The following is a 20,922-nucleotide window of genomic DNA, read 5'->3' as shown; positions in this document are numbered from 1 at the left end:
AATCTTGTCAATATGTTCATATTTACGGCAATTTCTTTCTTGTTTGGCTGCAATTTTCCTCATTTTAAGCCTCACAATCTAAATGATGACACGCCCTAGTCTTATATGATTGTTCTAAAAAAAGCCTCTGACGTTATCGTCGGAGGTTTTTATTTTTTGATTCTCATTTTTCTCAATAATGTAAATAAGGTTCTATTTTTAAGGCTGTTGTTATGCTTACGACCAATCAAACTTTTCAGGGAACTGTCGCATCGGTATCATCAAGCTTTTTATTTTCGATGATGTTTGTATTTGGGCTGTTTATGTTGCCCTTAACGGGGACACAGGTAGCATCATGGCGTGTCCTTATGATGCTATTAAGTTTGGTAATATTGCTTAGTTTGACCAAGCAGTGGCAGCATGTCTTTGATTATATAAAAACGCTAAAGACACTGAAAGAATGGTTGATATTTATATTGCCTGCACCGATTTTAGGTGGACAGATTTGGTTGTTTATGTGGGCGCCTGTCAATGGGTTTGGTCTGGACGTCACGCTGGGTTATTTTTTATTGCCGCTTGTGATGATTGTGCTTGGTCGATTTTTTTACCATGAGCATATGAGCGTCCTACAGTGGGCAGCCGCACTATTCGCAGCGTTGGGCATCGGTTACGATATTTTTCAGTATGGTTCGGTATCTTGGGTGACGCTGTTTGTGTGCTTGGGCTACCCCCCTTATTATCTGTTGCGTCGTACACTTGCTGTGCCACCAGTGACGGGGCTGTTGTTTGATTTGACTCTGCTGACGCCAGTAGTGCTCATCATACTTTATGTGACTGGTGGTTTTGACGTTGCGGCACAAGAGATGAAGTTTTGGTATCTATTGCCGCTACTTGGTGCCTTTAGCGCGCTTGCGATGTCACTGACGATGATTGCGAGTAGTAAGCTGCCCGTGTCACTGTTTGGCGCGTTAAGCTATATAGAGCCGATGCTGTTGTTTGTATTATCCATTACGGTTCTGAGTCAAAACCTTGATGAAGGCGGTTCGCTCTTTATGTATGGCATGATTACACTTGCGCTACTGGTCATGATGGTTGATAGTGCTACAGGCTATCTGGTTCGTCGTCGTAACGATCATCTTTATGGTTATAGAGAGCCACAAGTAGGCGGTTTCCCACCGCGCCGCCATTTTATCAATCAGCGTATCGATGGCGTACTAAAAGCGCATCGTTTTCGCAAGATACGTCGTTACCAAAAAAAGATGAATAAGATACAGCAAAAAATTGAGCAACTTGATTTAAAATAAGCACTTACGTGCATTAAATTGACTCATGGCAGAAGTTAAGTCAGTAGATGAACAGTGGCATTGCTTATCTATTCTGACTTTGACATAATGCTGCCCATGATATAAGCACGACATATCAAAAGCGTTGATCTTGGATTGCGCGACGACCTTATATGCAAAAGCCTCAGACGTTCTCGTCTGAGGCTTTTGTTTTTTTTAAAATTGCCAAGGATGTGCCCCAATCTCTAAAGGCTGCTGTGATGCTGACTACTAACCAAACCTCGCAGGGTACAATTACTGCTGTGGCTGCAAATTTCTTATACTCTCTGCTGTTCTTATTCAGCTTGCTGCTGCAACCGTTATCAGGTACGCAGGTCGCTTCGTGGCGTGTGCTAACGATGTTTTTTAGTTTGGTGCTATTGGTAAGTGTATTAAAACAATGGCAGCATATTTTTGACTATTTAAAAACATTAAAAAACGCCAAAGAGTGGGTTTTATTTATATTGCCCACCCCAATTTTGGGCGCACAAATCTGGATATTTATGTGGGCGCCAGTGAATGGTTTGGGGCTTGAAGTGACGTTGGGTTACTTTTTATATCCAATGATTATGATCGTCGTTGGTCGATTTTTTTATAATGAGGATATGAGCTTACTTCAGTGGGCTGCCATTGTATGTGCGGGTCTTGGTATCGCTTATGATATCTTTGAATATGGTGCTATCTCTTGGGCAACTTTGTTTGTTTGCTTGGGTTATCCTCCTTACTATCTACTACGTCGCAAGCTGGCAGTGCCGCCTATTACTGGTCTTATCTCAGATCTTGTGCTGTTGTTGCCCGTTGTACTGGTCGCGCTGTATATGAATGGTGGTTTTGAAGTAGCAATAACTAACCACAAGCTTTGGTATCTGTTGCCGTTATTAGGCATTATCAGTACCGCTGCGATGTCACTGACGATGATAGCGAGTCAGAAATTGCCAGTCTCGTTGTTTGGAACGTTGTGCTACCTTGAGCCGATATTTTTGTTCGTATTCTCAATCGCGATTTTGGATCGTAACTTACATGATGGTGGATCCATGCTGATGTACAGCATGATTTTTGTGGCATTGCTTATTATGATCGCTGATAGTGCGCTGGGTTACTTGGGACGCAAACGTGATGACCGCTTACATGGCTACAATGAGCCACAAGTGGGCAGCTTTCCACCACGCCGTCGCCTAGAAAATCGCCGTATTAAAGGCGTGTTGGCCGCGCATCGTTTTCGTAAGATTAAGAAGTATCAGCAAAAAATAGACAAAATGACGCGAAAAATAGAAGTGCTTCATGCCAAGTAAGCAGGTGTCGTTGTAAAATCAAAGTTGACTTGGTAGGCATTATTTTTCGTAACTACTCTACACAGTTGTGGTGTCAAAGCCGAGTTAAGTACGCTATTATCAGTAGCAGCAGTATCACGCTCGACCTAATTTGGCACATGATATCTAGGGCGTGTCCTCAAGCTGAACGAAAATACCTAAATGGGTTAAAAATGGCTAAATCTTGCCAAACTGTGTCAAATAGCTGGTTAATATCTCGATATTATCTGTGCTACTTTCCTCGTTTGGCTGCAATTTATCTCATTTTTATCACCATGTTCAGAATGAGGACACACCCTAAAATAGTATAGCGAATTCACAATTACTTATTACTAGGATGGTTTATGTTACACCTTCATCATTTAGCAAACTCACGCTCGTTTCGCATTTTATGGTTATTAGAAGAGCTCAAAGCCGACTATCAACTGACGTGCTATGAGCGCAATAAAGCTTACCGCGCGCCTGAGAGTCTAAAAGCCATACATCCGATCGGTCATGCACCGATATTGGAAGTGGATGGTCGCCCGCTGATTGAGTCAGGGTTTATCATCGAATATCTACTCAAGCATTATGATAAAGCCCATCAGTTCAAACCTGCCGATGACAATGAAGCAGCGTGGGAAGCTTATACGTTTTGGTTGCATTTCGCTGAAGCGTCTGTGATGCCACCGCTCATCATGCGATTGGTGTTCACCAAAGTGGTTGAGCAATCGCCGATGTTGATCAAGCCCATTAGCAAGGGCATCAAAGCAAAAGTCGAAAAAAGTATGATTGCTAACAGCTTAAATAAAATACTCGACATGATGGAGCAGCATCTACAGGACAATCATTGGTTCGCTGGTGAAGATTTTAGCGCCGCCGACATTCAAATGCATCTAGCGGTAGTAGGTGCCAATGCTGGTCCGGGCTTAGATAAGAATAAATATACCAATATTTTAAATTGGCTAAAACGCTGTGAAGAGCGTGATGCCTTTAAGAGCGCAGAAGAAAAGGGCGGTCGTCTTAAGTTCTAGTTGCTGGCGTTTACACATGTATAAGCGCTTGATTTAATATTTTGATAAAAGGTTTTGTTTATGCATAGACAAAACCTTTTTAGGATAAAGTAATGTCTGATCTGAATAAATCTGATAACAAAAGCATCGATACCGATGTCAATACTAACCCATCGCTTGCTCGTCAAGAAATCAATAGCCAGCAGGTGTCTATCAAAGCGTGGTCACAAAAACTGCTGGTCGTGCTGCTATGTGTAGCGAGCTTTTATGGTGGTTGGAAGTCTTATGAGTCCAATATGGTCAATGAATGTACTGCCAATGGTGGGCAGATGGTAGCAGGCGACCGAACCATGATATGCCAACTATCATAAGCCGTATTATTCATTAATAATTTTGTATTATGAGTGCTAAATCATGCTCAAACTGACCTTTTTAGGTACTTCAGCAGGGGTGCCAACCAAACAGCGCAATGTCACTGCCTTAGCGATCGAATGCTTGAATCCTTATTCATCGGGCGCTAGTCAGCAGCCTAAAAAATCGCGTCCTTGGCTATTGATTGATTGCGGTGAAGGTACGCAGCAGCAATTGCTGCACACCAAGCTCTCCTTACATCAATTAACTGCCATTTGTATTACCCATGTGCATGGCGACCATTGCTATGGTTTGCCAGGATTGCTGGCGAGTGCGGCTATGTCTGGACGCCGCGAACCGTTGATGCTTATCGCACCAAAAGCCATCGCTACATTGCTTGAAGCTATTACCGCCCCCACAGAGTTGTATTTGCCCTTTGCCATCAATTTTATGGCGATTGAAGAGTTATTGTCTCCAGATAGTGGGAGTAACAGTCAGGTAAGTATCAGTTTAGACAGCCAGCATCAGCTTGATATTGATATCACACTGCTATCACATCGCGTCGCCTCTCATGGTTTTGGTATCACTCAGACTATCAGTCAGCGCACGCTTAATACGGATAAGTTGACCGCAGACGGCATTCCAGCAAGTGCACTGTGGGGCAAACTGCAGCAAGGTACAGATGTCATGACCGAAGATGGTCGTGAGCTGCGCTCAGCAGATTATGTCAATAATGACGCTAAGCGCACACGGATAGTGGTAGCGGGAGATAACGATACGCCAGCTTGTCTCACCTCTGCGTTGGTCGATACTGATTTACTGGTGCATGAAGCGACATATACGCACGAGGTGTTGACTAAGATTCAAGCCAAAAATCCAGACTTTGATCCCATGCATAGTAGTGCGCAATTGGTGGGCAAATTTGCTCAAGATATCGGGCTTAAGAATTTGATTTTGACCCATTTTAGCGCACGTTATCAAAGCTTTGATAACCCAGATAGCAGTACGGCAAACATGGGGCATATTCGCTTAGATGCGCAACGTGTGTATCAAGGCAATCTCTGGTTGGCAGCAGATTTTGCTCAATATACAGTTGATGGTGCAGTTGACTCGATAAGCAACCAAGAGGGCAGTCAAGATGAGAATCGCGTGCAGTATCTAGGCTCTGCACGCAGCAATGAGACATGATTTATAGCTTGTTATTTACCAATTGACTATCTGCGAAAGCCAATTGCGTTTTTCCGCTCCAATAACGACTGAATTGATAAGCGACCCGTCCCGAGCGCCCACCGCGTTCTGATGCCCAGCGTAAAGCATCCGCTCTGATAGTATCAGGCAAATTTTCACCTGCCAAATCAAGGTCAATATTAGTACCAGTATCAATACTGGCTGAAATTTTCTGTTGCTCTAAACCCAGATAGTGCTGAACAATCTGTAAATAAGTCGTCTGATCCATGGGATGAAAGGTCAATGATAAGCCAAATCGATCCGATAACGACACGGTTTCATCAATGGCTTCATAGGGGTTGACTTCATCCGTCTGCCCATTGTAGATATCAATATTGTCCTTCATCATCTGCGGTAGGAGACGACGGCGATTACTAGTGGCATAGACCAGCAGTTTGTCTTGCTCAGAGTCGAGCGAGCCATCAAGCACGCTTTTTAGGGCGCGATAACTCTCATCTTGACCATCAAATGCCAAGTCGTCACAGTAGACCACATAGCGACAACTACAATCTGCGGGCAGCTCATTGATCGCTGCACGAATCTTGTCTAACACTTGTAGATCATCACGAGCAATCTCAATAATGCGCAAGCCTTCGCTATGATAAGCTTGTAGTAAGGCGCGAATCAGTGATGATTTACCTGCACCGCGTGTACCCGTCATCAGCACGTGATTGGCAGGGTAGCCTTTTAGGAACTGGCGCGTGTTTTGTACCAGTTTCGACTTTTGTGTGTCGATACCGTGTAAATCATCCAAGCTCAAAAACAGATTGACCGCTAAAGGTTTCAAATGACCGGTGCGTCCACCGACCCAGCGATAAGCGAGCTGGACAGGGTCAATCTCGATGGTTGGCGTGACTTGCTCTTGCAGGTATTGACTGAGGAGGTCTAATAAAGGTGCGGGCAAGGCATAATGAGCAGATGGGTTGGCTGCTTCGGATGAGCAAAAAGGCTTAGATGAATTGGCTGGTTGCGACATAATGACTCTAACAGTTAAGGGTGCGTTTAAATTAAGAATTTTAAATTAGGAATAGCGGTTTGATAAAGGCTTCGCTATATCATGAGAAACTGGTCATATGAAAAATAATACCATGGAAAATAGTGCCAGTAATCCGTCTATTATACAAGCGTTGCAATCTCAAGCCGCGCAGTTATTGCCGCTAATTACTTACAAGTTGTCATCATGGCAGTATGATGAGATAGCGCATCAGCGTATCAGCCAACAAAGTAATGGTAACGAGACTGACTATCAAGGCTTAACGCGTGCCCAACATCCGCAGTTTGGTCATGTCATGATTAAATGGCAGTTAAATGTCGATACTGCTCAAAACTCAGCTGACTTAAATCACGAAGCCAACGTTTTGAAGTCTTTAATGGCTTTAGCAAAAAATAAAAATAATATGACCGCTATTGCTCCATCCATCCTAGCCTATGACAATCCAACCGTTCAAATATTAGAGCAACCTCATTACTTAACGATAGTTGTCATGCCTTATTATCCTAGTGGTAGCTTGGCAGCTCAGATTAATTCTCGCAATCATTCGATATTAAGCACTCAAAGAAAGCATCACTTCATTGTGCAGTCGGCCCATCTTATCGCCGATTTACATAAGACTGGCTGGCTACATAATGATATAAAGCCCAGTAATATTTTGCTAGATGGTTTGTTGCCAAATAGTGCGGATAATAGCAGTGTAATGCCTGATTTACTGTTGACCGATTTTGCCTTAGCGCAGCGCTGCAACGCAATAAGTGTGGAAAATCCTGCTGGCACGCCAGCGTATCTCGCACCTGAGCGTTGGCAAGGGCAGGGCGCAACGGTGCAAAGCGATATTTATGCCTTTGGGATAATGATGGTTGAGGTATTAATGGGCGTGCGACCGTTTCAGGTAAGTGCTAACAGCAATGATAAATTAAAAGCGTGGGCGATTCAGCATTGCCAACAGCCTATTCCAAAGCTGTCATCAGAATATAGTCGTTACCAATGTATGGTCGATAAGGCATTGGCGAAGCGGGTAGAGAGACGGTATCGGAGTATGGAAGAGGTGTTGGAGGGTTTGAAATTACTAGAAATGGAAAAATCTAATAATTCAAAAAATAAATGAGATTGATAGAAATTAAATATGCGTTGATGATTTTTTACCACAGTGCTATTGTTTCTGCAATATATCAACTGCTTTAACAAGGAATAATACAAGTATGGCCACTATTCATATACACGCAGCCGTTATACACGAACTTAAGAAGGAAAGTCATGTTAGTGGAGAGGGCTCTGTGATCTTAGTGGAGCGTGATAACTTACATGAAAGCAATAATCTGCTGACTAGGTTTGTAGAAAAAATAGATGAAGATTCAAGAAGTGCAAACAGAGCAGCTTCAGAATGTGCTAGCTTTACAAGAACAGATACTTTTGCAATGGTTATGGCGAATTATTATACTGAAAGAGATACGACTGTAATTGAAACTGATGATTTTTTAGAGCTTTCAAAAAAAATTGTTAGAGCCTTAAGTAAGAAAATGCAAGATGAAACGATGGCAAAAGGTGGGTACATTCCTATTCTGTGGTATAGAAAGGAAGATAGAAGTTATCTACTAATCGGTTTAGTTAGTCCATCTTCAGGATTTACATTGGATACTACTGGTGCGATCATTGCAAACACGAATGTTGATAATGCCTCATTACGGTTTTCTGCTAGCGTAGAGCTAGTACCTTTCAACCAACACTGGAACCAAACAACAACACTAGATAACAACGTCAATGAAGTTGATGACATAAATATAGATGAAACTGTTCTTCCACCATCTAGTTATGTCAGATGGACGAAAAAGAAGGATGTTGTAGCTCAATACTTTCAGAAATTTGTACCTACTGCAATACCTCTTAATGACGGTGATACCACCAAGAAAATGATCAATCACATAAGTAAGTATTTAGATCGCATCATTCCTGACGACTTTGAAGATAAAAAAGATCTAAAGTATGCTACAGAACAATCAATATATAGATTGATGAGCGAGAAGTGCCGTTCTGAGACAACTGTTAACGTGGAAGAAGATATACTACCAATATTTCATGTTATGAAAACATCTAACCCTAACGTTTTTCCTGATGTTGAAGATGTTATTACTTTTTCAGCTTTCTGCGAAAATGAAGGTTATGATGATTACAAGTCAATATTTCACCCCAAAAAAGATACTGTTGATAAGAAGCTAAATGTAAAAATTGTAGTAGGTGAAAGTATTATTATTAGAGGAAAAAAGAAAGATATTGATAAGACGACATCAATTGTCGTCGAAAAACCTAATTCTAGTGACACTCATTATAAGCTAATGGTAAAATTGACTGCTGAAGAGTACAACACTATCATTAGTAAAAATCCTGGCATCATTATAGAAGATTAAGTAAAAAATGGATAATGTACTCAATGATCTTAAAGAAATTCTTCGTATTTCTACGGTAACTGAGTACACTCGTTTGGGTTTTACGGGTGTCTTTGTAGCAGACCAGCCTACAAAAATTAAGACTATTCTCAATTATACTGAAGATAATGAGCATGTGGTAATCGAATTTGATGAAGATAATCTATCTGCGCCTATGTATGAAGATTTTGAGTTAGGAGAAAGCTATTCATTTGATGTGACAGTCCATATTTCTGAAACTGCGCATAACTTCTTTTCTAATTTAGATTATTTATTGAATTACGTACTTTCTTCATTCGAAAGAATTGACTGGGATAAGAAAATTATTCTGCCTTTTGACGCGGAATTTTTCCCTCAAGATAGCCAATATAAACAATACTTTATATATATGAATGAGCTTATGTGTTTGTATGCAAACAACGCATATTTAGATGGAAACAAAAAATTTGTGTTATTTACAGAAAAACCTTTAGTTATTCATCCAAACGCAGAGGTTGGGTTCGATGTAAGTTATAAAAAAGTATTTGATAAGATAGATATAGATATTTTTGCTAAATCTATCCATAGTCTGAAAGTATCTATTGAAGATGAGCCAATTGAGTCTCACAAGAAAGAAAAACAAGCTATTTTGGTAATGGAAACATCCAATATATTAAAGTCATATGATGCCGAGGAAAGATTTTATAGACTTATTGAAAAAGTAGAGAAAATATCTAATAGTGTAACAAACAGTTTTCAAGCTTATCTTAATAATTTTAGCTATCAAAAACTTGAACTGGAGTTAAAAAAAGATTTAGATTACTTTGTGAAATCTATTAATGACTCTCTAGGTACTCTGCAAACACAAGCCTTAGGCCTACCGGTAGCTGCAGCTTTAATACAACTAAACAAGGTCAACCTGACAGTATCATATGTTGCATTAATGGTATTCAGTGGTTTTGTAGTTTTCAATGCATTTCAACAGAGTAAGCAAGTAGAGTATATAATCGCATCAATTAAACGATTTTTTGAAAAAGATGATGTGAAACCTATTGTTGATAAAGATGCTAACCTTCAAAAGATGAATGAAATATTAGGTACAAGAGTGGAATACATTGTGCTGTATATTAAAATGATTGCATCGGTTGCTATCTTGACATTCATTTACGCACTTTTCAATTTTTTAGAGAGTTTGAATTTTTGTTGTATAAGTTTTTTGTTCAAGTACATTCTCTTATGGCTTGGAATATATGGAGCTGCTCTAAAAATAAAACATGATCTTGATAAAATAGAATGATCTGAAAATTTTATAGTTAAGCATTAAAAATTTACCAAACTCCAGACACAAAAAAACCTGCTAAAAAGCAGGTTTTGATATTTGGTCTAAGATGTACTATCCGAAAATGGTGGGGCTGGAGAGACTCGAACTCTCACACCTTGCGGCGCCAGAACCTAAATCTGGTGCGTCTACCAATTCCGCCACAGCCCCATTTTCGTTACTCTATCATTATTAGCGTTTAAACTCAAACACAACATAGATAGTTAACTGATTCGGTAGTGCGTCTCAGTGGTTGGCTATTATATAGAGTTTGAATGGTTTGACAAGCCCTTTTTGCAATTATTTTTAATTATTTAACGATTATTTCCGATTATTATGATAAATAATTGATTTTACTGGAATTATTAATCCAATGATTTTGTGCTTTTATCACTCTTTGGTCTGCGTTTCTGCTGCTGACATATCTAACTGCTGTAATTTACGGGTGAGCGTATTACGTCCCCAGCCGAGTAAGTTGGCAGCCGCTATTTTTTTGCCACCGCTATGATTGAGTGCCGCTGTAAGTAACACTCGTTCGAACTCAGGCGTTGCCGTTTGCAAGATGTCAGTTTCGCCTGTTTGTAGCGCTTGTTTGGCCCACTCTGCCAATGCCTGCTGCCAACTTGGATTTTTAGCGATGTTTTGAGTTTGGATGTTTAAATTATTGCTATCTATATTGCTATCTATATTGGGGCTATGTGAGCTATCACCGTTGTGCTGCTGGTTGTACTGATCAAATTCAGACGAGGATGACGTTTGTTGTGGCTGCAACTCTGTGTTTGCTGGCCTCGCTTCAAGCAGCTCTGGCGGCAAGTCATCAACCATGACTGTATCTCCGGTTGCCATGACCGTTAGCCATAGGCAGACGTTCTCAAGTTGCCGCACATTACCGCGCCAGTCAAAGGCTTGCATAATCTGTAGCGCCGCAGGCTGTAGCTGTTTTAAGGCGGTGTTCATTTGCTTAGCAGCTCGTTGCATAAAATAACTGGTTAAAGCAGGAATGTCTTCGCGGCGCGTCCGTAGTGGTGGCAGCGGTAGACGAATGACATTGAGACGATAAAATAAATCCTCACGGAACCGACCTAGTTTGACCAGTTCTTCCAAGTTTTGATGGGTGGCAGCAATGATGCGCACGTCCACTTTGACTGGCTGCTGTCCGCCCACACGGAAGAACTCACCGTTTGCCAATACCCGTAGCAGCCGCGTTTGGGTGCTAAACGGCATATCACCGATTTCATCCAAAAATAACGTACCGCCATCAGCTTGCTCAAAACGACCTTGCCGTGTCGTCGTTGCGCCAGTGAACGCACCTTTTTCGTGACCGAATAATTCCGACTCAATCAAATCATGCGGAATCGCGGCCATATTGAGGGCAATGAATGATTGCTGATGACGCGGTGAATGCTGATGCAGGGCACTGGCGACCAGCTCTTTCCCTGTACCTGATTCACCGGTAATCAAAACGGTAATGGGTGAGTGCGCCAATCGACCAATCGCACGAAACACTGTTTGCATCGCTTGTGACTGACCAATGATGCCGCTGGGGTTGTCATTGGCTTGTGAATCATTTTTGATCTCAGCTTTGTTTTTAGTCGTCTTATAGGCTTTGGTGGCTGTCTTAGTGTTATGAGTGGCTGTATTTTTACTAGTGGACTTCGTATCTGTCTCAGGCGATTTATTTGCAGTTGTTTTGGCATCCGACTCATTTGGTTGATCTATTTTCGCCATGTCTGGTTGAAAATTAATCGCTTTATAAATCGTAGCGACTGCATCATCTAAGTCAAACGGCTTCGGCAGATATTCAAATGCTCCTGTCTGATAGCTATTGATAGCAGAGGTCAAGTCTGAATGTGCTGTCATGATGACAATCGGCAACGCAGGGAAGTGCTTATGCACCCAGTCGCTAAAAGACAAGCCGTCCATCATAGGCATCCGAATATCGGTCAATATCACGTCCGGTAGCTGCGTGGCTGACTCGCGCTGCTGCAAGATATCATTGAGGCGTGTCCATGCTGCTTGTGCTTGGGTAAAGCTGATGACCGTCAACCCTGCATCTTCAAAAGTATCCGCCAACACCAAGCGCAGCGCTGCATCGTCATCGATGAGCCATAAGGTCGCAGGGTTGTCAGCAGGCGCATTATTGACCGTTACTTTCATAGCTTGGTTATTAAGTGTTTGATTGTTAAGTGCTTGGTTATTAAGCGTTTGGCTGTCAGATATTTGATTACCAGACGTTTTATCATTCGAGCCTTGATTGTCGCTGTTAGATTTAAGGTTGTCGTTATATGCAGTCATGTATCAGGCCTAATGAGCAAGTGATTCAGGGTTGTTGTTTGATAGGTTCAGCCATGATTTTTACGCATCGGTTGCGGGCTGTTTAAAGGGTAAGTACAGCGTAAAACGAGTCTGACTGTTATTGTAATTATAACTGGGATTAGAATTTGGGTTAGCGCTTTGTGCTTTATTTGAGCTGACGTCAATCATACCATGATGGCAGCTGATAATATCTTGCACAATCGATAAGCCAAGACCAGTACCAGCGGCACGACTGGTCACCATCGGGAAAAATATCTGCCCAATCAGCGCTGCATCTATCCCTGAGCCGTTATCCGTAATGCTAACTTGCAAAGCTTGTTTGTGCTGTTGGCTGCCAATCGTATGTTGGAAGGCAACGCGCGTTTGAATATGCAGCTTTGGTTGATAGGTTTTCTCAACCTCAAGATTACTATGCAAAATATCTGAAGGTAATTGATCAGCTTTGGCTGGCGCGTTTTGTTGAAGCGTCTGCTCAAACTCAGTCATTGATTCACAGGCATTGTTAATTAGGTTTAAAAACACTTGAATCAGCTGATCTTTATCAGCGCATAACTCGGGTAACGACAAATCATAATCACGTTGCAGTGTAACTTGGGGGTACTGATTGAGCACTAAGGTTAAAACATGCTCAAGTGGCTCATGAATGTTAAGCATTTGCCAGTTTGGTAGCTGATTGGAGCCAAGAAACTGTCCGATAAGATGGGTTAAGCGGTCTGTCTCCGAGATAATGATATCAGTATAACTGCGGAGTTTCTGCGCTGTTTTTTGCAACTGCTTATCGCCATTCGGAGCTGGATTTGCGCCAGAATTTATATCGCTAATAGCAGAAGATGGAGGGTTGTGTAAAGCAGTCGCCTCGCTGAATTTGATAAATTGTCGCTGTAATAATTGTGCCGCGCCGCGAATACCAGCCAATGGATTTTTGATCTCATGGGCAACCGAACGCAGCATATGACGGGCAACATTATATTGCTGCTGCTGACGCTGCTCCTCTGAGATACGGCTTTGACGGTCTTTACCCCACATCTCAATGATAAAGTAAGGTTGCTGCTCATAGATGACAGGCGTCACGCTATAGTCGACTGAGAGCGGTAAGTTGCCATTGAGTGGGGTTTTGATGATGTGATCATGATCGATAAAGGGCTGTTGATATTGCTGGGCTTGATGAAATCGCTCGGTCAAGGCGCAGTGATTATCCAATTGGTCAGGGTTCAAAGCCAGAGCAGCGCGCTCATCGAGCTTTAATTCATCGGTTGCGAGCAGGGTCAATATTGACTGATTGAGCAAGCGTTCACTGCTGATGGCTAGTAGTTGTTCAGCTTGGGCATTTAGCCACGTAATGACTAGCTCGTCATTGACCCACAAGATAGCGGTGAATAAATGCTGTGATATAAAGGCTAAGTCAGGAGTCGGTTTGGCGGTGGTAAAATCAGCTGTCATTGTCAGTGCCTAATAAAGAATAATACTGAACGTAATATTTAACCATAAATCAATACACTAGCGCGGCAAAACTGGTGATTATCACAAAAAAAACGTACAATGCGCTCAGCCAATTTATCTCTAGCAAGGTCAGCCATGCCCAAAACTTCTATCGAGTCTATTAATACGACAATCGCAACATCCTCGTCAGCGTCTATTGCCCCAAAAGACACTGCCACCCTCTTTAATCCTGCCAAGCCGACAGCAACGCCTGCGCAAAGCTCGACGGATAGTAGTGAACCTTACCATCATAAAGCCAATCACAATCAAAACCGTAGCGTTGAGCAAAGCAGTGAGGTTACGACAGCCAATGCGACTGCCACGATGCCTGTTAGTGCCGCGCCAAAGATTGGTTTTGTATCATTAGGTTGCCCTAAGGCACTAGTGGATAGTGAGCGTATTATTACAGAATTGAGCCGCGATGGGTATCAAGTTGCCAGTGATTACGAAGGTGCCGATCTCGTCGTGGTCAATACCTGCGGCTTTATCGAATCTGCGGTGCAAGAGTCATTGGACGCCATCGGTGAAGCCATTAGCAAAAACGGTAAAGTGATCGTCACTGGTTGCTTGGGTAAAGAAGCGGACAAAATCCGTGCCATGCACCCAGCCGTGCTAGCCGTGACCGGTGCGCATGCGTATGACGAAGTGATTACGGCAGTGGCTCAGCATGTACCCAAGCCGAACCGCAGTTTGGACGCAAACTATGACCCAAAGATAAATTTAATCAATGAAGCGGGTATTAAATTAACCCCAAGCCATTATGCTTATCTGAAAATATCGGAAGGCTGTAACCATCGTTGTACTTTCTGCATTATTCCAAGCTTGCGCGGAGATTTGGTCTCGCGCCCGATTGATAATGTCATGAACGAAGCCATGGCGCTAAAAAACGCTGGCGTGAAAGAGCTGCTAATTATTTCGCAAGATACCTCTGCTTATGGGCTGGATTTGAAGTATAGAACCAGTTTTTGGAATGGCATGCCGCTCAAGTCGAAGTTTTATGACTTATGCCAAGCATTGAACGATTTGGGTATTTGGGTGCGTCTGCATTATGTCTATCCGTATCCGCACGTGGACAAAGTCGTTGAGTTGATGGGCGAGAAGAAATTATTGCCTTATCTTGATATTCCATTCCAACATGCCAGCCATCGCATCCTAAAAGCAATGAAGCGTCCAGCGCACAGCGAAAACACCTTGGCGCGTATCAAAGCGTGGCGTGAGATTTGTCCAGACATCGTGATTCGTTCGACGTTCGTCGTTGGTTTCCCTGGTGAGACGGAAGAAGATTTCCAATGCTTGCTTGATTGGTTGGTCGAAGCTCGCCTTGATCGCGTTGGCGCGTTTACCTATTCAGAAGTCGAAGGCGCAGTCGCTAATGATTTGCCAGACCACGTTCCTGAAGAGATTAAGCAAGAACGCTATGAGCGTTTCATGGCGCTACAGCAAGACATCTCAGCACAGAAGCTACAAGAAAAAATCGGCAAAACCTTGACGGTATTGGTCGATGAGATTGATAGTGAAGAAGGGATTGCGATTTGCCGCAGCTATGCTGACGCCCCTGAGATTGACGGTCATGTCTATGTTGACGATATCAATGCGCAAGTCAAAGTCGGGCAATTCCTCACGGTCACGATTGATGATGCTAGCGAATACGATTTGTTTGCCAGTTATCAAGGTTAGATGAGTGTTATTTAAATGACCGCTATAAAGGTTAAATGACTACGATAATATGTGAGTGAAAATTGCCCAATGATAGGCAGTTTTTGCTACAATTAGCGCAATTTAGCCTTTTTACACGCCTACCATCAAGTATGGCGGTATAAGCGAGTTTAAAGGTTAACTGTATTTGTGTTTTACCGATGATTTTAATTATAATTAACGAAACTATAGTTTAACGAAATAAGGTGACCTCATGTCTGACAAAAACCCGCGTTACTCTCGTATCTTGCTGAAACTCTCTGGTGAAGCCTTAGCCGGTAGCAAAGACATGGGTATTGATACCGAAGTGCTCGATAAGATGAGCTTGTCTATCGCGCATTTGCGAGGGCTTGGGGTACAAGTCGGTATCGTGGTCGGCGGTGGTAACTTATATCGCGGTGCCCAGTTACAAAAAGAAGGCTTGGTTGGTCGCGTCACCGGTGATCAAATGGGTATGCTAGCGACGGTCATGAATGGTCTGGCGATGCGTGATGCCCTTGAGCGTCGCAATATCAAAACGCGTTTGATGTCAGCTTTGCCTATTGGCGAAGTGACCGAAAGCTATAGCAGTCGCAACGCCATTCGCTACCTAAAAAATGGCGAAGTGTGTATCTTTGTCGCAGGTACGGGCAATCCTTTCTTTACCACTGATACGGCTGCTTGCCTGCGCGGTATTGAAATCGAGGCGGGCTTGATTCTAAAAGCCACCAAAGTAGACGGGGTTTATGACAAAGACCCAAGCTTACATGACGACGCAGTGAAATACGACGGTTTGACTTTTGATGAAGTATTAGAACAAAAGCTTGGCGTTATGGATTTGACCGCGATTGCTTTATGCCGTGAGCACAACGTGCCGCTACAAGTGTTCGACATGACCAAACCCAATGCTTTATTGAATGTCATTATGGGCGAAAATGAAGGCACACGAGTTTTTCATTAATTCATATTGATACAGCGGTCATTAGCACAGTAATGGCAATAAATAGCTCACTGGTTTAACAGTTAATACCTTAATAATTAACAACAATGAATGATTTGTCGATAGCGATAAATAAGGATACATGATGATCAAAGAGATTAAGCAAGACGGCGAAGCACGCATGCAAAAGACATTGGAAGCGCTTGAGAGCACTTTTAGTAAAGTTCGTACGGGTCGTGCGCATCCAGGTATGTTGTCAGGTGTGATGGTCAGCTACTACGGTTCTGATACAGCACTTAATCAGGTAGCCAGTGTGAACGTTGAAGACTCACGTACGTTACTTGTTCAACCGTTTGACCGTACCATGGTACAAGCGATTGATAAAGCCATTCGTGAAGCAGATCTGGGTCTGAACCCAATGACTGCTGATGTGATTCGTGTACCGATGCCAGCATTGACCGAAGAAACGCGCCGTGACATGCAAAAGCTTGCGCGTGGAGAGGCAGAGAACAGCCGAGTCTCTATCCGTAATATCCGCCGCGATATGATGAATGACATCAAAGAGCTGGCCAAAGAAAAAGAAATCTCAGAAGATGACGAGCGCCGCGCCAGTGACGATATTCAAAAAATCACTGACAAATATATCGAAACTATCGATAAAAGTCTGACCAAAAAAGAAAGCGATTTAATGGACGTTTAAGCACTGTCTTTGATTTATTTTTATCAACAAAAAATAAATCAAGCGCTTAAAAATTAAGTTTTTTAATGCAGACAATATCCTAATAATAGACAGCTAATGGTCAATCACTATTGGCTGTCTATTATTATATGGATTGTGATGACATAAGCACAGAGTTTTATAACGTTTCTTTAATAGCTCGCAAATAGGTCTTAACAGTTTACAAAAATGGTTTTCCAATCCTCATTAGCTCTAGACTGGTTTATGATAAGTTTATGAATCTTAAGCATGACGCTTTTTTAATGCGATAGAGCGCGTTATGATTGTTTTACCTCAATATATTATTTTACCTCAACAATAAGTCGTATCGCCCATGTCTACTCCCACCGTTTTGGCTCCTGTACTCATTCCTCGTCATATCGCCATTATCATGGATGGTAATAATCGCTATGGTACAGCCAATGCGCTCGGCAAAGGCCAAGGCCATGTGGCGGGTAAAGATGCGCTAGATCCTATCGTGGAGTATTGTGTCGACGCGGGTATCGAAGTATTAACAGTATTTGCTTTTTCCAGTGAAAACTGGCAACGTCCCCCTAGTGAGGTGGCGCTATTGATGCAGCTGCTAACATCGACCATTCATGAGCAGATGCCGCGTATGAATGAGTACTGTATTCGCTTGCGTTTCATCGGTGATCGTAGCCAGCTTAGTCATGATTTACAGACATTGATGGCAGATGCAGAAGCAGAAACGGCTCATTTTGAAGCCATGACATTGGTGATTGCCATTAGTTATGGGGGGCAGTGGGACATCGCCAATGCCGCAAAACAGCTGGCACAGAAAGTAGAAGCCGGTGAGTTGCGCGCTGCAGAAATTGATAAAGAAATGCTTGGTAACTATGTGCAATTAGCCGATGCGCCTGCAGTTGATATGTTGGTGCGGACAGGCGGCGAGTACCGAATTTCTAACTTTTTATTGTGGCAATCGGCGTATGCTGAGCTGTTCTTTACCCAGACATTATGGCCGAACTTTACTGCCGATGAGTTGGCAGCGATGGTAGCAGAGTTCGCTCAGCGCCAACGCCGTTTTGGCAAAACCAGCGAGCAGATAGTGACAGAGCAGCAGCGCTAAAGCCACTGATTTAGTCAGGATCGAGTGGTTCATGATGACTTGATTCATTATTAAATCTGTAGCATATTCGCTGGCATTTATTGACGAAATACAGTCACTGTTTTGAAACGTGTGTATTCGAAAAATCTATCAAGCCATTAATATTACTTGCTTGTGCAGTCACAAACCGCTTTAATTGGTCTCAATCGCCATTAGTAGGCTATTGTAGATTAGCTACTATATAAGACACTTTTATATAAGGCACTTTTTGACCAGACATTTTTCATTATTATAAGGTTCGACAAGTATGTGGCAACGAATTAAAACGGCAATCGTTCTCGTTATTATCGTTGGTATTGCAATGTTTGCGAGCCAAACCCCTATCTTGTTTGCCCCATTATTGGCCATTGGCGTGATTATCGCGGCGCATGAATGGACAAAGCTGATGCCAAAGTGGCGCCAGCCTGCGGTGTTTGTGGTATTGGTATTGGTACTGACTTTAGTTTCGCTGATGTTCAAAGTAACTTGGCTATTTTGGTGGGTGGCTTCACTCGCTATATGGTTGATGGCGCTATCTTGGGTCAGGGTATTCCCGACGCACACCAATTGGTACGGAAAGAAACTAGCGTTGATGGGTGCAGTTATATTGACCGCATCGATTACGGCTATGTTTTATTTGTGGCAGCTGTCAGCATGGTGGCTACTCTACGTATTCTTACTGGTTTGGTGTGCGGACAGTGGTGCTTATTTTGTAGGTCGCAAGCTCGGTCGCCGAAAAATGGCACCGAACGTCTCACCTAACAAGAGCATGGAAGGGTTGGCTGGCGGTCTTGTGACTGGTCTGCTAGTTGTGGTTGCTATTAGTGTCTTCAAACTGCAATTAACTGGTGTACCGTTAATCGCATTTGTGTCGCTATCAGCCATCACTATTCTTGCCTCTGTACTCGGTGATTTGTTTGAATCAATGCTCAAGCGCCGTGCTGATGTGAAAGACTCAGGAACGATTTTACCGGGGCATGGCGGGATACTTGACCGTATTGATTCGCTATTGTCTGCCACGCCAATATTTGCGCTTGGCTTTTGGGCGATACAGCAGCTGGGTCTCATCGTCGTTTAAGAGACTGATGCAGGCTCATTGATTTGCTGAGTCTGATTTGGCGACTGGTTTTTGCCAACACCTTAGTTTTATCTATTATAATAAAGCATCGATATAGGGTCTGTTGAACATTCAAATGTGGTACTGGCAGTGGCTATTTTTTAGACAATACGCAGTGAAATTTTTGACGCCTAGTCGTTCTAGGTTAGACAATTTCGCCATGTATTGGTAAAAAATAGCCCTGCCCTGAAAGGCTGATGCTAAAATCACCCCAAACGTTGTTGTAAACCTAACTAAGGTCTCGACATTATCGTCGGTTTACGCCTAGTCTGGGGCGATTTTAGCATCAGCAGTCCTAATATTTGAATGTTCAACAGACCCTAATCTAGCATTGATGCTTTGCTGTTATTCATACCTTATTAACTCTCCTGATTTTTTATTTAAATTTTAACAGTAACAATATTGTGGGCACCGATGGTTATGACGCAACGCATCGCCGTACTAGGCGCAACAGGCTCGATTGGCGATAGCACGCTAGCAATTTTGGCGGCGCAACCGCTCAATTACCAAGTCTATGCGCTATCAGGCTACCACCGCTTAGACAAATTGTTTGCGCTTTGCCAGCAGTTTTTGCCCAAGCGTGTCAGCGTGCCGACAGCCGCAGTCGATGATTTTGCCAAACGCCTCAGCGCGGAAGGTCTCAATATCGATGTGGTAGGCGGGGCAGCAGGGCTGGTCGATATTGCTACCGATACGCAAACTGATACCGTTATCGCTGCTATTGTTGGCGCAGCTGGCCTGCCTTCTACTTTGGCCGCCGCACGGGCAGGCAAGCGTATTTTATTGGCAAATAAAGAAGCGTTGGTAATGGCAGGTCAGGTAATGATAAATGCCGTTAAAGCGAACAATGCCACCTTGCTGCCGCTCGATTCTGAACATAATGCAATTTTTCAGTGTCTGCCGCTCGCTATTCAACGAGATAACACTCAAATTCATCAGCCAAACCATGGTGTCCGTAAGCTATGGTTAACCGCATCTGGCGGGCCATTTTTGCAGCAGTCATTTGCTCAGATGCAGCAAGCGAGCGTCGCTGAAGCCGTTAAACACCCAAACTGGTCGATGGGGCAAAAGATATCGGTCGATTCTGCAACGATGATGAACAAGGGACTTGAGTTGATTGAGGCTTGTCATTTATTTGATTTGCCTGAAGATAAGATAAATGTGGTCATTCATCCACAAAGTATCATCCACTCAATGGTAGAATATAGCGATGGCAGCTTTTTAGCGCAGCTCGGCAGCCCAGACATGAAAACTCCGATTGCGCATGCGCTCAGTTACCCTGATCGTATCGAAAGCGGCTCGCAGCCTTTAGACTTGTTTGCGCTAAGTGCTCTAGAATTTATTCAGCCTGATTTGCAGAAGTTTGCGTGTTTGCGTCTTGCCCGTCAAGCCATGCAAGCAGGCACACAGGCAACGATTGTGCTTAACGCTGCTAATGAAATTGCTGTTGCTGCATTTTTGAACGGTCAGATTTGTTTGACGGATATTGCTGATATTAATGAGCAAGCCTTAAATGACATACAGGTACCACCATTAAACGACACGGCTGACATAGAAGATATATTAACAATTGATAAGATAGCGCGCCATCTTACTGACAAGCTTGTGGCAAAGTTGGCATAATCATGGCAAGAGTTTCTTAGGGTCTGTTGAACATTCAAATATTAGGACTGCT

General features: G+C 42.9%; 17 protein-coding genes and 1 tRNA gene. 14 read left to right on the top strand and 4 right to left on the bottom strand.

Annotated features, from left to right (window positions below; genetic code table 11):
* The first annotated feature begins 212 nt into the window (after positions 1 to 212).
* From rarD (RH96_RS09410) to RH96_RS09390, 5 genes are all read left to right on the top strand, one after another.
* Complete coding sequence (rarD, locus tag RH96_RS09410; RefSeq protein ID WP_010200268.1) at positions 213 to 1,283, top strand: EamA family transporter RarD; 1,071 nt, start codon at positions 213 to 215, stop codon at positions 1,281 to 1,283.
* Between the two features lie 239 nt (positions 1,284 to 1,522).
* Positions 1,523 to 2,593: an EamA family transporter RarD gene (gene rarD / locus RH96_RS09405; protein WP_026037263.1), complete on the top strand. Its 1,071-nt coding sequence runs from the start codon at positions 1,523 to 1,525 to the stop codon at positions 2,591 to 2,593.
* 362 nt (positions 2,594 to 2,955) lie between these two features.
* On the top strand, positions 2,956 to 3,624 hold the full coding sequence (locus tag RH96_RS09400) for a glutathione S-transferase (RefSeq protein WP_010200263.1): 669 nt from the start codon (positions 2,956 to 2,958) through the stop codon (positions 3,622 to 3,624).
* Between the two features lie 92 nt (positions 3,625 to 3,716).
* Positions 3,717 to 3,974, top strand: a complete 258-nt coding sequence (locus RH96_RS09395; RefSeq protein ID WP_010200262.1) for a hypothetical protein — start codon at positions 3,717 to 3,719, stop codon at positions 3,972 to 3,974.
* Between the two features lie 43 nt (positions 3,975 to 4,017).
* Positions 4,018 to 5,142 (top strand): ribonuclease Z, encoded by a 1,125-nt coding sequence (locus RH96_RS09390; RefSeq protein WP_010200261.1) that lies wholly within the window; start codon positions 4,018 to 4,020, stop codon positions 5,140 to 5,142.
* A 1-nt stretch (position 5,143) separates the two neighbouring features.
* Here RH96_RS09390 and RH96_RS09385 read toward each other — a convergent pair whose 3' ends face one another.
* Complete coding sequence (locus tag RH96_RS09385; RefSeq protein ID WP_010200259.1) at positions 5,144 to 6,157, bottom strand: ATP-binding protein; 1,014 nt, start codon at positions 6,155 to 6,157, stop codon at positions 5,144 to 5,146.
* A 97-nt stretch (positions 6,158 to 6,254) separates the two neighbouring features.
* Here RH96_RS09385 and RH96_RS09380 point away from each other — a divergent pair, with 97 nt between their 5' ends.
* From RH96_RS09380 to RH96_RS09370, 3 genes are all read left to right on the top strand, one after another.
* Complete coding sequence (locus tag RH96_RS09380) at positions 6,255 to 7,283, top strand: protein kinase domain-containing protein (protein WP_010200256.1); 1,029 nt, start codon at positions 6,255 to 6,257, stop codon at positions 7,281 to 7,283.
* A gap of 94 nt (positions 7,284 to 7,377) precedes the next feature.
* On the top strand, positions 7,378 to 8,580 hold the full coding sequence (locus RH96_RS09375; protein WP_010200253.1) for a nucleoid-associated protein: 1,203 nt from the start codon (positions 7,378 to 7,380) through the stop codon (positions 8,578 to 8,580).
* A 7-nt stretch (positions 8,581 to 8,587) separates the two neighbouring features.
* Positions 8,588 to 9,874 (top strand): hypothetical protein, encoded by a 1,287-nt coding sequence (locus tag RH96_RS09370; RefSeq protein ID WP_010200250.1) that lies wholly within the window; start codon positions 8,588 to 8,590, stop codon positions 9,872 to 9,874.
* A gap of 107 nt (positions 9,875 to 9,981) precedes the next feature.
* Here RH96_RS09370 and RH96_RS09365 read toward each other — a convergent pair.
* The 3 genes from RH96_RS09365 to RH96_RS09355 all read right to left on the bottom strand — a co-directional run bounded on the left by RH96_RS09365 (position 9,982) and on the right by RH96_RS09355 (position 13,651).
* Positions 9,982 to 10,066, bottom strand: a tRNA-Leu gene (locus RH96_RS09365).
* A gap of 219 nt (positions 10,067 to 10,285) precedes the next feature.
* Positions 10,286 to 12,190, bottom strand: a complete 1,905-nt coding sequence (locus tag RH96_RS09360; protein ID WP_010200247.1) for a sigma-54-dependent Fis family transcriptional regulator — start codon at positions 12,188 to 12,190, stop codon at positions 10,286 to 10,288.
* A 60-nt stretch (positions 12,191 to 12,250) separates the two neighbouring features.
* The gene (locus tag RH96_RS09355; protein WP_010200244.1) at positions 12,251 to 13,651 is read right to left on the bottom strand and encodes a two-component system sensor histidine kinase NtrB; all 1,401 of its coding nucleotides are present in this window, start codon (positions 13,649 to 13,651) and stop codon (positions 12,251 to 12,253) included.
* A 135-nt stretch (positions 13,652 to 13,786) separates the two neighbouring features.
* Between RH96_RS09355 and rimO the strand changes: the two genes are divergently transcribed.
* From rimO to ispC, 6 genes are all read left to right on the top strand, one after another.
* Positions 13,787 to 15,367, top strand: a complete 1,581-nt coding sequence (gene rimO, locus RH96_RS09350) for a 30S ribosomal protein S12 methylthiotransferase RimO (protein ID WP_010200241.1) — start codon at positions 13,787 to 13,789, stop codon at positions 15,365 to 15,367.
* A 232-nt stretch (positions 15,368 to 15,599) separates the two neighbouring features.
* Positions 15,600 to 16,325: a UMP kinase gene (gene pyrH / locus RH96_RS09345; RefSeq protein ID WP_010200240.1), complete on the top strand. Its 726-nt coding sequence runs from the start codon at positions 15,600 to 15,602 to the stop codon at positions 16,323 to 16,325.
* Positions 16,326 to 16,449: 124 nt separating this feature from the next.
* Positions 16,450 to 17,004 (top strand): ribosome recycling factor, encoded by a 555-nt coding sequence (frr, locus tag RH96_RS09340; protein WP_010200239.1) that lies wholly within the window; start codon positions 16,450 to 16,452, stop codon positions 17,002 to 17,004.
* Positions 17,005 to 17,356: 352 nt separating this feature from the next.
* Complete coding sequence (gene uppS / locus RH96_RS09335) at positions 17,357 to 18,112, top strand: polyprenyl diphosphate synthase (protein ID WP_010200238.1); 756 nt, start codon at positions 17,357 to 17,359, stop codon at positions 18,110 to 18,112.
* A 286-nt stretch (positions 18,113 to 18,398) separates the two neighbouring features.
* A complete protein-coding gene (locus tag RH96_RS09330; protein WP_010200237.1) occupies positions 18,399 to 19,208 on the top strand; it encodes a phosphatidate cytidylyltransferase in 810 nt (269 codons plus the stop codon).
* Positions 19,209 to 19,661: 453 nt separating this feature from the next.
* A complete protein-coding gene (gene ispC, locus RH96_RS09325; protein ID WP_010200236.1) occupies positions 19,662 to 20,870 on the top strand; it encodes a 1-deoxy-D-xylulose-5-phosphate reductoisomerase in 1,209 nt (402 codons plus the stop codon).
* The last annotated feature ends 52 nt before the right edge of the window (positions 20,871 to 20,922 follow it).

Origin of the sequence: Psychrobacter sp. PAMC 21119 (assembly GCF_000247495.1) — a bacterium.
In the GTDB taxonomy this organism is placed as follows: domain Bacteria; phylum Pseudomonadota; class Gammaproteobacteria; order Pseudomonadales; family Moraxellaceae; genus Psychrobacter; species Psychrobacter glaciei.
Note: the sequence above shows the minus strand (reverse complement) of the source record. Positions and strands in the feature narration are given on the sequence as shown.

What these genes read in the sequence shown, in the direction of transcription:
- ispC (WP_010200236.1), top strand. Translation starts at nt 19,662, where the DNA reads ATGGTTATGACGCAACGCATCGCCGTACTAGGCGCAACAGGCTCGATT.
- RH96_RS09375 (WP_010200253.1), top strand. Translation starts at nt 7,378, where the DNA reads ATGGCCACTATTCATATACACGCAGCCGTTATACACGAACTTAAGAAG.
- RH96_RS09330 (WP_010200237.1), top strand. Translation starts at nt 18,399, where the DNA reads ATGTGGCAACGAATTAAAACGGCAATCGTTCTCGTTATTATCGTTGGT.
- uppS (WP_010200238.1), top strand. Translation starts at nt 17,357, where the DNA reads ATGTCTACTCCCACCGTTTTGGCTCCTGTACTCATTCCTCGTCATATC.
- rarD (WP_026037263.1), top strand. Translation starts at nt 1,523, where the DNA reads ATGCTGACTACTAACCAAACCTCGCAGGGTACAATTACTGCTGTGGCT.
- pyrH (WP_010200240.1), top strand. Translation starts at nt 15,600, where the DNA reads ATGTCTGACAAAAACCCGCGTTACTCTCGTATCTTGCTGAAACTCTCT.
- rarD (WP_010200268.1), top strand. Translation starts at nt 213, where the DNA reads ATGCTTACGACCAATCAAACTTTTCAGGGAACTGTCGCATCGGTATCA.
- RH96_RS09395 (WP_010200262.1), top strand. Translation starts at nt 3,717, where the DNA reads ATGTCTGATCTGAATAAATCTGATAACAAAAGCATCGATACCGATGTC.
- rimO (WP_010200241.1), top strand. Translation starts at nt 13,787, where the DNA reads ATGCCCAAAACTTCTATCGAGTCTATTAATACGACAATCGCAACATCC.
- RH96_RS09400 (WP_010200263.1), top strand. Translation starts at nt 2,956, where the DNA reads ATGTTACACCTTCATCATTTAGCAAACTCACGCTCGTTTCGCATTTTA.
- RH96_RS09360 (WP_010200247.1), bottom strand. Translation starts at nt 12,190, where the DNA reads ATGACTGCATATAACGACAACCTTAAATCTAACAGCGACAATCAAGGC.
- RH96_RS09380 (WP_010200256.1), top strand. Translation starts at nt 6,255, where the DNA reads ATGAAAAATAATACCATGGAAAATAGTGCCAGTAATCCGTCTATTATA.
- frr (WP_010200239.1), top strand. Translation starts at nt 16,450, where the DNA reads ATGATCAAAGAGATTAAGCAAGACGGCGAAGCACGCATGCAAAAGACA.
- RH96_RS09385 (WP_010200259.1), bottom strand. Translation starts at nt 6,157, where the DNA reads ATGTCGCAACCAGCCAATTCATCTAAGCCTTTTTGCTCATCCGAAGCA.
- RH96_RS09370 (WP_010200250.1), top strand. Translation starts at nt 8,588, where the DNA reads ATGGATAATGTACTCAATGATCTTAAAGAAATTCTTCGTATTTCTACG.
- RH96_RS09355 (WP_010200244.1), bottom strand. Translation starts at nt 13,651, where the DNA reads ATGACAGCTGATTTTACCACCGCCAAACCGACTCCTGACTTAGCCTTT.
- RH96_RS09390 (WP_010200261.1), top strand. Translation starts at nt 4,018, where the DNA reads ATGCTCAAACTGACCTTTTTAGGTACTTCAGCAGGGGTGCCAACCAAA.